The sequence below is a fragment of the Thermococcus sp. 4557 genome, assembly GCF_000221185.1.
Classification (GTDB): Archaea; Methanobacteriota_B; Thermococci; order Thermococcales; family Thermococcaceae; genus Thermococcus.
The window spans coordinates 711378-723945 of record NC_015865.1 but is presented as its reverse complement, the minus strand read 5'-3'; the positions used below and the strand labels follow the sequence as shown (position 1 = coordinate 723945).

General features: G+C 56.6%; 14 protein-coding genes and 1 tRNA gene. 3 read left to right on the top strand and 12 right to left on the bottom strand.

Annotated elements, in window-relative coordinates:
• Positions 1 to 70: 70 nt before the first annotated feature.
• From hpkA to GQS_RS03700, 11 genes are all read right to left on the bottom strand, one after another.
• Complete coding sequence (gene hpkA, locus GQS_RS03750) at positions 71 to 274, bottom strand: archaeal histone HpkA (protein ID WP_014012340.1); 204 nt, start codon at positions 272 to 274, stop codon at positions 71 to 73.
• Between the two features lie 337 nt (positions 275 to 611).
• The gene (gene dcd / locus GQS_RS03745; RefSeq protein WP_014012338.1) at positions 612 to 1079 is read right to left on the bottom strand and encodes a dCTP deaminase; all 468 of its coding nucleotides are present in this window, start codon (positions 1077 to 1079) and stop codon (positions 612 to 614) included.
• Between the two features lie 487 nt (positions 1080 to 1566).
• Positions 1567 to 1642, bottom strand: a tRNA-Arg gene (locus GQS_RS03740).
• A 125-nt stretch (positions 1643 to 1767) separates the two neighbouring features.
• Entirely contained in the window at positions 1768 to 2085 is a 318-nt protein-coding gene (rpl12p, locus tag GQS_RS03735) for a 50S ribosomal protein P1 (protein ID WP_014012337.1), read from the bottom strand.
• A gap of 78 nt (positions 2086 to 2163) precedes the next feature.
• Complete coding sequence (locus GQS_RS03730; protein ID WP_014012336.1) at positions 2164 to 3183, bottom strand: 50S ribosomal protein L10; 1020 nt, start codon at positions 3181 to 3183, stop codon at positions 2164 to 2166.
• Between the two features lie 5 nt (positions 3184 to 3188).
• On the bottom strand, positions 3189 to 3839 hold the full coding sequence (locus GQS_RS03725) for a 50S ribosomal protein L1 (RefSeq protein WP_014012335.1): 651 nt from the start codon (positions 3837 to 3839) through the stop codon (positions 3189 to 3191).
• Between the two features lie 79 nt (positions 3840 to 3918).
• Positions 3919 to 4410 carry a 50S ribosomal protein L11 gene (locus tag GQS_RS03720; RefSeq protein WP_014012334.1) on the bottom strand — a complete coding sequence of 164 codons (492 nt, stop codon included), beginning with the start codon at positions 4408 to 4410 and terminating at the stop codon, positions 3919 to 3921.
• Positions 4411 to 4436: 26 nt separating this feature from the next.
• Positions 4437 to 4895, bottom strand: coding sequence for a transcription elongation factor Spt5 (locus GQS_RS03715; protein WP_014012333.1), 459 nt, complete (start codon positions 4893 to 4895; stop codon positions 4437 to 4439).
• A gap of 23 nt (positions 4896 to 4918) precedes the next feature.
• Positions 4919 to 5104, bottom strand: a complete 186-nt coding sequence (locus tag GQS_RS03710; protein WP_014012332.1) for a protein translocase SEC61 complex subunit gamma — start codon at positions 5102 to 5104, stop codon at positions 4919 to 4921.
• Positions 5105 to 5143: 39 nt separating this feature from the next.
• Positions 5144 to 6265 carry a cell division protein FtsZ gene (ftsZ, locus tag GQS_RS03705; RefSeq protein WP_014012331.1) on the bottom strand — a complete coding sequence of 374 codons (1122 nt, stop codon included), beginning with the start codon at positions 6263 to 6265 and terminating at the stop codon, positions 5144 to 5146.
• 121 nt (positions 6266 to 6386) lie between these two features.
• Positions 6387 to 7205 (bottom strand): D-aminoacyl-tRNA deacylase, encoded by an 819-nt coding sequence (locus GQS_RS03700; protein WP_014012330.1) that lies wholly within the window; start codon positions 7203 to 7205, stop codon positions 6387 to 6389.
• Positions 7206 to 7430: 225 nt separating this feature from the next.
• Between GQS_RS03700 and GQS_RS03695 the strand changes: the two genes are divergently transcribed.
• Genes GQS_RS03695 through GQS_RS03685 form a run of 3 tightly spaced genes read left to right on the top strand, consistent with a single transcriptional unit; the run spans position 7431 to position 11249 of the window.
• On the top strand, positions 7431 to 8462 hold the full coding sequence (locus GQS_RS03695) for a TAXI family TRAP transporter solute-binding subunit (RefSeq protein ID WP_048056520.1): 1032 nt from the start codon (positions 7431 to 7433) through the stop codon (positions 8460 to 8462).
• Positions 8463 to 8473: 11 nt separating this feature from the next.
• Positions 8474 to 8932 carry a DUF1850 domain-containing protein gene (locus GQS_RS03690; RefSeq protein ID WP_014012328.1) on the top strand — a complete coding sequence of 153 codons (459 nt, stop codon included), beginning with the start codon at positions 8474 to 8476 and terminating at the stop codon, positions 8930 to 8932.
• Positions 8933 to 8966: 34 nt separating this feature from the next.
• On the top strand, positions 8967 to 11249 hold the full coding sequence (locus tag GQS_RS03685; RefSeq protein WP_148236405.1) for a TRAP transporter fused permease subunit: 2283 nt from the start codon (positions 8967 to 8969) through the stop codon (positions 11247 to 11249).
• A gap of 61 nt (positions 11250 to 11310) precedes the next feature.
• Here the strand turns inward: GQS_RS03685 and GQS_RS03680 are convergent, their stop codons facing one another.
• The gene (locus GQS_RS03680) at positions 11311 to 12519 is read right to left on the bottom strand and encodes a hypothetical protein (RefSeq protein WP_014012326.1); all 1209 of its coding nucleotides are present in this window, start codon (positions 12517 to 12519) and stop codon (positions 11311 to 11313) included.
• Positions 12520 to 12568: the final 49 nt, after the last annotated feature.

Genomic DNA, 12568 nt, shown 5'->3' with positions numbered 1-12568 from the left:
TGAAGCCTGGAGAATTGACTTAAAATGCTAACGGTTCAGAAATGAGAAGTAAAAGAAGCCAGAAAGGCCTTCAAGCCTTGATGGCAAGCTTGATGTCCTCGGCCTTGACGGTCTTCCTGCCGGCGTGCCTGGCGAAGTCAGCGGACTTCCTGGCAAGCTCGATGGCGTACTCCTCGAGGTACTCGGCGAGAACCTTGGCAGCGTCCTCGCTGACCCTCTCAGCGCCGGCCTTCCTTATAAGCCTGTCAATCGGGGCAATCGGAAGCTCGGCCATTCGCAACACCTCCTTAACGGGTTCTTCGGTATTCTTTAAGGAATTGGAGATATATAAACCTTTCGGTAAACGGAGGCGTTTCCGCCGCTTTAACGCCGGATGCACCCTGGAATAAATTTAGCTTGGCCAGCTGGGTGTTCATCGACACCTGCTTTCCTTCCAGTTCTGCCGTCATGACACTACGGCCCATCGGAGGGCCCACCCAGGTGGGGCCTTTTAACGGCTGGGGGCACGATTGAAAAAAAGCGCTGGTCGATACTGCTAACGGCACCGGAAAATTATTCAAACGTGGGCGACGGGAGGGAGAAGAAGAGGGAAAATCCCCATCCCAAGGAAATTACTTCTTCCTCTTTGAGAGCGCCAGGTGCTGGCTCCCCTGATAGTTCCCGCGGTAGGGACTTTTTGCGGGACCCTCCAGCCTTATGAAGGCTATCTGTACAAAGCGCTCTCCATAGGAGAGCTCGATGGGCTCATCGGAGGCGTTGTAGATCCCGAGGGTAAGGTTGCCGTCCCAGCCAGGATCGACCCATGCGAACGAGCCGAGTAAACCCTCCCTGGCAAGGCTGCTCCTGAGCTTCATGTCACCCATGACGTCGTCCGGGAGCCTAACACGCTCGAGGGTAAGGATGAGGGCGTATGTCTTTGGGGGAATCACAACTTTTCCGGCCTCTTCAACGTCTATCAGTTCTCCGTTTATGTAGGCTTCCCTCCCAACGCGCAGGTCGTAGCCTGCCGGCTGGAGGGACTTCTCGTTGAAGGGTTCGATTAGAATTTCTTTCCTGATTTTCCAGTCCGGGAGCATCATTGGTAACCACCGCTGAAGATTTAGGGGAGTGGTATAAAAACAATCCTGCCGATGCGCTTATGCCCTCTTTGGGCTGAGCGGTTGGCCGGCACCGGGCGATGTGAAAGGGTTCATCAAAGTTTGTGATTCCCTTTTTCAGTAGAACACCACGTCAAAAAATCACGAACTTGGCCAAACTTCGCGGAAGTTTTTGGAAAAAGCTTTGCCAAAAGTTCGTAGCTCTTCTAATAGGGCCGTAATGCAGGATTTTTATCAGAACAAGTTCTTGCTCCAAGGGGAAGGCATTTAGACCAGCCTTGCCAGAGGGTTTACTTCCTTCATGACGCCCCTCGGGCGTCTATTCCAATGTTAAACCCACAATGAAGGAGCAATCTAGAAAGTTCCCACATCAAGGACAAGCTATTCAACGAGAAAATCATTCTAACCTCGAACCCTCAAAAAGGAGCTATGAACTTTGATGAAACTTTTGCTTGGCAAAAGTTTCTTATGGCGGGCCCGGCGGGATTCGAACCCGCGACTACCGGCTCCGAAGGCCGGCGCCATATCCCCTAGGCCACGGGCCCCCGTGGTAAGTAACGGGGCCCAAAAATAAAGTTTGCGGTGGTCAGAGAATCATTCCCTTTGATTAAGAACTTCAAAGAAAAGTTGCTGGGTGTCCGCCCGGGGGCGGACAAAAGGGAAAAGGAGTTCAGCCGAAGAGGGCGCCGAGACCGGCGAGGGCCTCCTCCTCGCTGGCCTCCTCTTCCTCTTCCTCCTCTTCCTCAGCGGCGGCCTCAGCCGGGGCCTCGGCAGCCGGAGCAGCGGCAACGGCAACCGGGGCGGCAACCGGCATGGCGGCCTTCTCGATGACCTCGTCGATGTTGACGCCCTCAAGGGCGGCAACGAGGGCCTTTATCCTAGCCTCGTCCGGGCTGACACCAGCGGCCTCAAGGATGGCCTTGAGGTTCTCCTCGGTTATCTCCTTACCAGCGGCGTGGAGCAGCAGAGCGGCATACACGTACTCCATTTTTCGCACCTCCAATCATCTTCATTTTTTCATTCATTTCACACGGATTTGTTCAGGGATACGAGGGAAATGGAAAGTTCAGCCGAAGAGCGCGCCCAGTCCGGCGAGCGCGTCCTCCTCTGAGGCTTCCTCTTCTTCCTCCTCTTCTTCCTCAGCCTCCTCAACCTTCTCCTCCTGAGGCTGAGCGGCAACGGCTATTTGTGCCTGTTGGTTTAAAAGCTCTTTGGTCTTCTCGTCGAGCAGGTCCTCAGGCAGCTCCTGTGCTATGAGCAGGACTGCACGCAGAGCCCTGCCAAAGATGTCCTCGACGGTCTCTGGGGTGACGTAGCCAGCCTCCACAGCGACGTTCTTCGCGCCGAGGAAGGCCTTCTGTATGATGGCCTCGATGGTCTGGCCCGTCGGGTAGGCGGTGTTGACGGACAGGTTGAACGCGTGCATGTAGGCCTGCTGGAGCAGGTTGATGTACTCGCTCTCGTCGATCGCCAGGACTTCTGGAGTGTAGACGATTCCGTCCTCGTAGGCCGCGAGCAGGTTGAGACCGACCTCGAGCGGCTCAATTCCGAGCGCGTTGAGGATCCTCGCGAGCTGGTCGGTGATGACCTCACCGGCCTTGAGGACGGTGTAGTCCTTCTGGATGCTGACCTTACCCTTCTCGATCCTCGCCGGGATTCCTAGGGCCTGCATCTCACCGACGAGCGGACCCGGCGAGATCGAAGTCGGACCGGCGGGTATGACGACGTCCCTGGGAACCACCGCTCCCGGCTTGGCCGGGGCAGGGGTCTTGCTCTCCTCAAGGAGCTTGTAGAGCTTGAACGGGTTCATCTCGGTGGCGAGGATTCCGGCTCCGCCCTGGATGTGGTCGATGAGCTTCTCGAGGTCCGGGTTGTTGAGCTCCTGGGCGGCCCTCTTTATGGCGAGCTCTATGAGGGTGTTCCTGCTGACCCTGAGGAGCGCCTTGCCCCTGAGCTTCTCACGCATCTTGCTGAGCGGGTAAGCCGGGACGTTGGCGACGTCAACGAGCGCTATCACTGGGTGGCTCTTGATGATGTTGGCGAGCTCTTCAACTTCCTTCTTCTTCCACTCGGCAACGTGGGCCATCTTCCTCACCTCTCCACCTTAACTGCCGGTCCCATGGTGGTCTTGACGTACACTGACTTCACTTGGTTCTCGCCGCGCTCCAGCTTGTTGATGATGGCGTTGAGAACGGCCTCGGCGTTTTCAGCCAGCTTCTCGTCGTCCATGTCCTCGGTTCCAACTCTGGCGTGCACAACGGGGTTGTTCTTGAGCTGCAGCCTGACGGTCCTCTTGAGCCTGGCAACTATCGGTTCGAGGTTGGTCATGGTCGGCGGAACTACCTGCGGCATCTTGTTCCTCGGACCGAGGTACCTACCGAGGTACCTACCGATCTTCGGCATCAGGGGAGCCGCCGCTATGAAGAAGTCGTAGTTCTTCGCGAGCTTCCTGGCTTCCCTTGGGCTCTTGGCAAGTTCCTCAAGCTGCTCTCCACTAATCACATCAAGCCCGAGCTTTTTAGCCGCCTCGGCAACGGCACCATCAGCGATGACCGCGATTTTGGGCTCCTTCCCACGACCGTGGGGCAGCACAACCTCAAGCTTGAACCTGTTCTCCGGCTTGCGGAGGTCGATATCCTTGAGGTTGACTGCCATTTCGACGGTCTGTGTGAAGTTGCGCGGCTTAGCCCGGGCCTTCGCCTCCTTCACCGCTTCCACGATTTTCTGCCTGTCAAAGGCCATTTACAGCCCTCCTTTCGGTTTTGATTTAAGCCCGAAAAAGTCAAAGATGCGTAAAAAGAGGGATTTTTAAACTTTTCCCTCACTCCTCGGCGTTGGCGAAAATCTCGTCGTAAACGCCTTCGTCAATCTCCCTCTGAACTTCCCTGGGATCCTTGCCCTCGATGGTGACGCCCATGCTGAGGGCGGTGCCGATGACCTCCTTCGCCGCGGCCTTGATGTCTGCCGCGAGCATCTGCTCGACCTTGGCCTTCGCGATTCTGATGACCTGCTCCATGGTCAGGTTCCCGACCGGGCTGTGACCGGGCTCGCTGGAGCCCTTCGGGGCGCCGATCTCCTTCTTGATGAGCTGGCTGACCGGCGGGACACCGACCTCGATCTCGAAGGTCTTCTTCTTCGGGTCGGTGACGATGATCTTGACGGGAACCTGCATTCCCTCAAAGTCCTTGGTAGCCTTGTTTATCTCGTCAACGACCTGCTTGACGTTGAGTCCGAGCGGACCGATGGCGGGACCGAGCGGGGGTCCGGGTGAAGCCTTTCCTCCCTCAACGAGCACCTCAACAACCTGTGCCATTTTTCTCACCTCTGTCTGTTGACCGTTCACTCCTTCTGGCGTTTGCTTATAAGTCTAACGTATTCGCCCCTCACCGTGACCGGAATCGGGACGATCGAGCCTATGAGCTCAACGACTATCTCGTCCTTGGCTTCGTCGACCCTGACGACCTTGGCCTTCTCGCCCTTGAACGGGCCGGAGATGAGCTCAACGATGTCGCCGGGCTCGAAGCCGCTCACAGCGGGCTTCTCCTCGAGGAAGTGCTCTATCTCCTCGAACTTGACCTCGCCGGGAAGGGTCCCCTTGGCGTGGCGTATGCCCTTTATGGCCTCATCCACGGCGCTTTTGCTCGGCGCCTCGATGAAGATATATCCCTTAACCTTCGACGGCGCCAGTATGGCGTAAACTGGAAGGTTGTACGTCTTAATCTTGCTGTATATCAGCTTTGCGGTGGTCTCTTCCTGCCCCACCGTGACACGCACTGTGAATATCTTGCCGTCGCTCATCATTCTCACCCACTGCCGCTGGTTCAGGCTCCGGTGATGAGGTAGCCTATCAGGCGGAGTATAAGGCCAATGGTACCTATCAGGAGCATTCCAATGCCGGTTATCTTCGCTGCCATCTTAAATTCCTTCATTCCCGGCTTCTTAGTGACCATCAAAACCCTCCGCGACTCCGCGAAGAAGCTTTTAAGCTTTTCCGTGGTCGTTGCCACTCCCGTCACCTCGCTAAATTTTGAAAATGAAAGGTATCGTCAAAGCTCCTCAAGATCGAGCTTAATAACTTTTCTCTCCTGCTCCTCACTGTAGTAACCCTGCTCCTCCTCAGCCACCGCGTAGGGTGAGCTGACGCCGGTGACCACGATGAGGATGCGGATCATCTTCTCCAGCTCCTCGTCGAGCTGGATACCCCAGATGACCTGCGCCTCCGGGTCGAGCTTGCTCGTGACGAGCTCTATTATCTGCTGGGCCTCCTCGAGCTTGACGTCGCTTCCACTGATGCTTATGAGGGCGCCCTTCGCACCGCTGATGTCAACGTCGAGGAGCGGGCTGTTGAGGGCCTGCTGGGCAGCCTCCAGGGCGCGCTTCTCGCTGTCGCTCTCGCCGATACCGATCATGGCGACGCCGCCGTCCTTCATGACGGCGCGGACGTCGTTGAAGTCGAGGTTGACAAGGCCGGGCTTGGTGATGAGCTCGGTTATGCCCTTAACGGCCTGGACGAGTATCTCGTCGGCGACCTTGAAGGCCATGTGGATCGGCAGGTTCGGGGCGACCTCCATGAGCTTGTCGTTCGGGATGACTATGACGGTGTCGCTGTTCTTCCTGAGCCTCTCCAGGCCGTACTCGGCGTTCTTTATCCTCCTTATGCCCTCAACCGTGAACGGGAGGGTGACGACGGAGACCGTGAGGGCCCCCATCTTCTTGGCGATCTCGGCAACGACCGGAGCGGCGCCGGTGCCGGTACCTCCGCCGAGACCGCAGGTGATGAAGACCATGTCAGCTCCTTCCAGGGCCTCCCTGATGTCCCTCTCGCTCTCCTTGGCGGCCTCTTCTCCCATCTTGGGGTTGTTTCCTGCTCCGAGGCCGCGGGTGAGCTCCTTACCGATGAGTATCTTCTTGTGAGCGCGAACCTTGAGGAGGTCCTGGGCGTCCGTGTTGATGGCGACAACCTTAGCGCCCTGAATACCAACCTGCATCATCCTGTTAATGGTGTTACAGCCGGCACCGCCGACACCAACGACATTAATCTTAGCCTGAATCTGCTCAAGGATTCTCCTGAGCTCCTCATCGATGTCAGTCTGGGGGGCCTGGGCCTCCGGCACCTTGTTAAGGCCGGCGGAGGTTCTTTCAATGGCGTCTTCAATCAGCTTCAGCATCTTTTCACCCTCCGGGCAATTTAACATCTGTTCCACTTTGTACGCAGGTAGTATATAAATTTAGCTAAGGACGAGTGTTGATTTTAAAATCCCGCTCAACATCTTTAAAGATTTCGCCCCTTCAGTCCCTTATGAACTCCAAGTTCAGTTCCTCGGCCAGCCTCTTCGCCAGCTGCCGGGTTTCACCCCTGCTGCCCTTCCAGTCGACGTAAATGGCATCGACTCCTCCCTGTGTCCTCTCGATGGCCCTGAGAAGGAGCTCCTCTTTAACCGGGTGTGCGTACTTCGGGGCTATGTGGCTGAACGCTATGTCTGTCTCAAGTGCCCTCTTGGTCTGCTTCGGCGCGTAGTGCCCGCCGCCTATGCCTATGGCGACCGGAAACCTGGCGGTCTTGTAGTTTTCGAGCACGTGGATTATCGTCTCCGCTATTATCTCCCCAGCCCTGTCGTTGACCCACTCCTCCTCACTCGAGCCTATCTCAATAAACAGGCTCGGCACGTCGAGCTCGCTGGGGCCGTGGTGCGTTGCCTCGTAGCAGACGGTCCAGCCGAGGTCGTTGAGCTCGTTCATTTTCATGAGGGCAAGCTTCATGGCCGCGGGCTGGGCTATGGCGAGGCTCTCGTCTTTCCCCCCGTACATCGCGTTCCCCCAGTTGCCGGTGACATGGGTGGTAAGCGCGGGAAGCTTCTGCTTGCTGGAGTGGCGCGAGGCGAATACTATGATCTCCGGGGTGATTCCAAGCTGCTCTTTTATGGCCCCATCGAGGCCGTCGTAGTATATCATCTCCTCGTTCGTCGTGAGGATGAGGGTGTCGTCCTTTGAATAGACGGGGTTGCCGTCGAACTCCCCCTCCGTCTCCTTGAATCCGAAGTTCTCGATGAGCTTTCTCATTATGTTCATAGATGCCAGGTCGATCTTGGTTGTCATTATAACCTTCATTTTACAACCCCCACGGGAGATTCCCGTTCTGATTAAAAGGCTTTGCTCGGGTTCGAAATTCTACCTTTGTATAGTTTATATCGAGGTTCTTACGTTTCATATTGGCATCGAATGAAAGATTTACGAAAATGTAACGCAAACTATATAACATAGAATGTACTTCAATATCCTAATATGGTCGTTAGGCCATTAAACGTACATTATAGTTTGGAGGTGTACAGGACTATGAGAAAGTTTGTCCCAATCGGATTGGTTGCGGTTTTGCTTTTTGCCGTGGTTATGGCAGGCTGTATGAGCCCAGGAGGGGAGACCAGCTCTACCACCGGCCCGACGGAGAGCTACTCGGTGGAGATATACACTGGAGGAACCAGCGGCGTCTACTACCCGCTCGGCTCAGCCTACGCCAACATACTGAACCAGTACAGCAAGGATGAGGCGGGTATTAAGATTGAAGCCAGGGCCGTCACCAGCGGCGCCAGCGTTGCCAACGCCCAGGCCATCGGTGAGGGAAGGGCCCAGGCGGCTATAATGCAGAACGATGTCGCCTACTACGCTTTCCACGGTACCACCCTCGAGGCGTTCCAGGGCAAGGCCGTCACCAAGATCCGCGGTGTCGCCGCCCTCTACCCCGAGACCATCCAGTTCGTTGTTAAGGCTGACAGCAACATAAAGACCCTCGAGGACCTCAAGGGCAAGAAGGTTGCCGTTGGTGCCGCCGGAAGCGGTACCGCCGTGGCCGCCCAGCAGATACTCGAAGCTGCCGGAGTCTGGAACGACGTTGACAAGGTCTACCTCAAGTTCAGCGAGGCCGCCCAGCAGCTCAAACTCGGCCAGATCGACGCCGCGGTTATAGTCTCGGGTGCCCCAACCCCGGCCATCGACCAGATAGCCGTTCAGACCCCGGTCAGGGTCCTTCCGATAGGGGAGGACATCCTTAAGAAGCTCAAGGATGATGGGTATATATTCTACGTCAGCCAGACCCTCCCGAAGGACACTTACAAGGGAATGACCGAGGACACCCCAACCCTTGCCGTTAAAGCCATTCTCGTCGTCAGCGCCGACGTTCCGGACGACGTTGTCTACGCAATGACCAGGCTCCTCTTCCTCCACGTTGACGAGCTCAGGCAGGTTCACGCCAAGGCGCAGTACATAAGCTTCGACACCGCCCTCGACGGTATGAGCATTCCGCTCCACCCAGGGGCCGTCAAGTACTACGAGGAGAAGGGCAAGACCGTCCCCGATGAACTAAAGCCGTGAGGAGGGTCTCTTTGAGCCGAAAAGCCCTTTCTTTTTTTGCAGTCATTCTCGTATTTCTCCTGCCCTTTCTCCCGGTTAAAGCGGTTGAGATAACTGTTGATGGTGAATCTCACGTTTATCCCCCTGGTTCCACGATCGAGATATCCTACATCCACAGCGTTGAGCGGAGCACCGTTATCGAGGTGCTCGTCGCCAACGACAGCGGTTTCTACGCCGTCGAGATGAAGTGGAAGGACTTCGGGGCGGGCCTTCCAGAGGACATCCAGAACCTGACGGACGGCTTTTACGTCAAGAAGACCCGCGATTACCTCGGGAGGGAATTCCGCTACTGGTTCATTCCGATAAACCACGCGAACATCACCGTGGACGGCTCCCCCGTCATCGTGAACTCCGACGGTGGGAGGCAGGTTGTTGTGGATTTCCGCATCAAGCGTGTTCCGCTCATAATGAAACTCATTGGGAGGTGGTAAAGTGGCAGAGGAACCCAGTATAGATGTTGTCGAGATGGAGGAGGTCGTGATAGAACGGACGAGGACCCTGCCCCCGAGGCTGGAACTCGTGGTTAAGGTGGCGGCGGTGCTCATCGGCCTGTACGAGATTCTGTTCATCTTCAACTTCAACTACACGCTCTACGACCTCTTCCAGCGCCTCGGCGTGGAGCTCGAGTTCCTGAGGATAACCTTCCAGCCCAAGCAGGGCGAGGCCTTCGTCATGGCAATGCTCATGGTGATAACCTTCCTCCTCTACCCGATACGCAAGAAGGAGAAGTACTTCCGGAAGGTTTTCTCCTACGACTACATCATGGGAGCCGCCGGAGTGGTTTCAATGCTCTACCTGTTCGCGGTCTACGAGCGCTACATACTGACGTCGTCCCTGAACCAGACCGACGTAATCTTCGGCCTGCTGGCCATAATAATGGTCATCGAGGCAACGAGGCGCGTCCTCGGTTGGGTCCTGCCCATGATAGTCGTCCTTTTCCTGCTCTACGGAATCTACGCCATCAACTATGACTGGACCCGCTTCGTCCAGCAGCTCTACTTCGACGAGGGAATCTTCGGAATCCCATTCTTCGTCATGACGATATACGTGTTCGCCTTCATATTCTTCGGCGCCTTCCTTCTGAGGATAGGCGTCAGCGACTACATCACCGAGTTCATGATAAACCTCTTCGGAAAGAGACCCGGCGGCCCGGCGAAGTCCGCGGTCATCTCGAGCGCCCTCATGGGAACGGTCAGCGGTTCGAGCGTCGCCAACGTCCTCACCACCGGAACCTTCACAATCCCGCTGATGAAGAAGGCCGGCTATCCACCCGAGATAGCGGGAGCAGTTGAGCCTGTCGCATCAACCGGCGGCCAGCTGATGCCGCCCATCATGGGTGCGGCAGCCTTCATAATGGCCGAGTTTCTGAACCTGCCCTATAACAAAATCATCATTGCCGCGGTTCTGCCGGCACTGGTCTACTACGGCGGAGTCTACCTCTTCATAGACCTCGAGACCAAGAGGCTCGGTCTGAAGGGCATGGCCGCCGAAGCGTTCAAGACGATGGCCTACTTCCTGCGCAAGCTCTACATCCTCCTGCCGATAGTCGTCATCACGGTGGCCCTCGTCTGGGGAATAGCGCCGCAGATAGCGGCTATATCGTCGCTCGGAGTTGCCATATGGGTTGCGTGGATATCAAGGGACGAGATATATGGAAACGAGAAGCTCTACGTCGCCATTTCGCTGCTGGCAACGCTCCTGATGTTCCTGGGCAAGGACGTTGGAAAGCAGACCTCCATGGTTCTCCTGGCCATGTTCCTCCTGCTGGCCGCGCTTGGGGTAATGAAGCGGGGTGTCGCCTTCAACGAGAAGTTCTACATAACCTCCCTCTTCCTGCTGTTCATATCCCTGACCAAGTACCTTGGAATGGGCAAGGAGCAGATAGTTCTCATGACCGGCGTCTTCGGAATAGTCTTCTCAATCATCGTCGGCTACCGCTCGGCACTCGACAGCGGCAAGATGATGTACCGCGCCACCTACGAGGCCATGATAGACGCGGGCAAAACCAGCGTCAGCGTCATGCTTGCGGCCGCCAGCGCGGGCCTTATACAGGGCGTTCTCACGATGACCGGTGAGCTGACGAACATCGGCTACCGCCTTATAAGCCTGACCCACGGAAACCTCTGGCTGCTCCTCCTGCTCACTATGGTCTTCAGCCTCATCCTCGGAATGGGAGTGCCAACAACGGCCAACTATATCATCACCTCGCTCGTCGCCGCCCCGGCAATCTACATGCTGGTCAGGAACATCGCGCCCTACAACCAGCCGGTTCCGGGCTACACCGTCCTCATAGCCATGCTCGCGGCCCACTTCTTCGTCTTCTACTTCGGAATCCTCGCGGACGTTACCCCTCCGGTGGCCCTCGCGAGCTACGCGGGCTCAGCAATCGCGGGCGGAGACTTCTGGAAGACCGCCATAAACGCCGTGAAGTACGCGCTGGCGGGCTACATAGGGCCGTACATATACTTCACCCACCCGGAGATGTTCCTCATAACGGTCTCCGAGTGGACCCCGGCGATGATACTGCGGGTGCTCTACTACCTGGTGGCAACGCTCTTCGTCATGTACCTCCTGGCGATAGCGCTGACCGGCTTTTACAGCACGAAGCTCAAGTCCTGGATGCGCGGGGTAATTGGCATCCTCGGCCTGGCCGGCGTGACCCTGAACCCCATCGTCATAGGGGCAGGCGTCGCCGCGTGGCTCGGCCTGAAGTTCTACGGGGCGAGGTTCGAGAAGAGCGCCTCTTAGCCCCTCGTTTTACTTTTCCCTTTTGTGTCCTGTTCTGAAAAAGTTTGGAAAGCGAAAAAGCTCAGTAGAGCATGACCTCGAAGCCCAGCTCGCTAAGCAGATCAGCCAGCTCCTCGCTGTCCACGTAAACCAGCAGGTGATGGTTTCCGAGGGTGCCGTCTATGAAGTCCATCGCGTCCTCTATGCGGAGCTTCATCTGGGTTCTGCATCTGGAGTTGCTGTGCTCCTGGCCGACCACCTCGACGCCGGCAACGACGGCCTTCCTTCCGCGTATCTTCAGGAGGCTGGCCTTTCCTCTGGGCAGCTGGACGTCGACGCCGACTCCCATACCGCTCTCAAAGTGTGACCTGACGATGTACTTTCCAATGAGAGGAGCGGTGCAGTGGGCGAGGATTATGTGGCTTTCCCCGTAGTCGGCGATGTTGCCCATGAACGCCGGCTTGTCGAAGAAGCGCCTCGCTATCATCATGCCCATGAGCGCGTTCAGCTCGCCCTCGCAGGCGGCTGGAATTCCCTCCGCGTTGAACATGGCCAGCGCCAGGCAGGGCGTCGCTTTGAGCTTGCCTATCAGATCGAAGCAGCCGATGGTAAAGCCGTCGAGCCTGTAGTCCTCCAGTATTCTCTTTATCGCCAGGTATATCCTTCCGGCCTTTACCAGGTCCTCCCTGCCGGGCTCCTTTATCTCGATGGCCTTTCCGACGATTTCCTCCACCACCTTCCAGCCTTCCGCGTCGGTGGTTGCCTCGTAGTACTCGTAGAACTTCTTGAGGCTGATGCTGGTGTAGGGAAGCTCGAACTTCTCGTTGATGAGCCAGGGTGAGACCCTGCCTATTATGCCGATGCGCATCTTGAGGAACTTATCCAGAACGTCCTTCATGTCCTCGTAGCCCAGAAGCGCCGCCTTCAGCTCGTTGAAGTCCTTCACCAGGGTGGACGGCACGAGCCGGTCCCTGAAGTACTCCCTGAGCTCAATTCCAGCGGCAAGGGAGTTGTTGAACGGGTCGCCGTAGATGACTATCGGCCGCCTGTAAACGAAGAACTCCTTCAGCGGGCCTTCTGTGCCGCCGGTGAGGGGGTAGAGAACTATGGCATCAACCTCGTTGAAGTTGACCTCCTCCTTGGCCTCCTTGAAATCCCTCTTCGTCGAGATGAAGAACCCTCCAACAACCTCGAACTCCTTTGCGAGACCCGTTATGAACTCCGAGGCTTTCTTCTCAAAGTCCTTCGGGTTCGCAAGCTCGCTGACTCCAAAAACGACTCCGACCTTCATGCTTTCACCTAACCGTTTTAAACTTCCGCGCTTAAATAAGCTTGTGGTG

Coding starts and splice junctions, on each gene's coding strand:
- hpkA (WP_014012340.1), bottom strand. CDS start 274: ATGGCCGAGCTTCCGATTGCCCCGATTGACAGGCTTATAAGGAAGGCC.
- dcd (WP_014012338.1), bottom strand. CDS start 1,079: ATGATGCTCCCGGACTGGAAAATCAGGAAAGAAATTCTAATCGAACCC.
- rpl12p (WP_014012337.1), bottom strand. CDS start 2,085: ATGGAGTACGTGTATGCCGCTCTGCTGCTCCACGCCGCTGGTAAGGAG.
- GQS_RS03730 (WP_014012336.1), bottom strand. CDS start 3,183: ATGGCCCACGTTGCCGAGTGGAAGAAGAAGGAAGTTGAAGAGCTCGCC.
- GQS_RS03725 (WP_014012335.1), bottom strand. CDS start 3,839: ATGGCCTTTGACAGGCAGAAAATCGTGGAAGCGGTGAAGGAGGCGAAG.
- GQS_RS03720 (WP_014012334.1), bottom strand. CDS start 4,410: ATGGCACAGGTTGTTGAGGTGCTCGTTGAGGGAGGAAAGGCTTCACCC.
- GQS_RS03715 (WP_014012333.1), bottom strand. CDS start 4,895: ATGAGCGACGGCAAGATATTCACAGTGCGTGTCACGGTGGGGCAGGAA.
- ftsZ (WP_014012331.1), bottom strand. CDS start 6,265: ATGCTGAAGCTGATTGAAGACGCCATTGAAAGAACCTCCGCCGGCCTT.
- GQS_RS03700 (WP_014012330.1), bottom strand. CDS start 7,205: ATGAAGGTTATAATGACAACCAAGATCGACCTGGCATCTATGAACATA.
- GQS_RS03695 (WP_048056520.1), top strand. CDS start 7,431: ATGAGAAAGTTTGTCCCAATCGGATTGGTTGCGGTTTTGCTTTTTGCC.
- GQS_RS03685 (WP_148236405.1), top strand. CDS start 8,967: ATGGAGGAGGTCGTGATAGAACGGACGAGGACCCTGCCCCCGAGGCTG.
- GQS_RS03680 (WP_014012326.1), bottom strand. CDS start 12,519: ATGAAGGTCGGAGTCGTTTTTGGAGTCAGCGAGCTTGCGAACCCGAAG.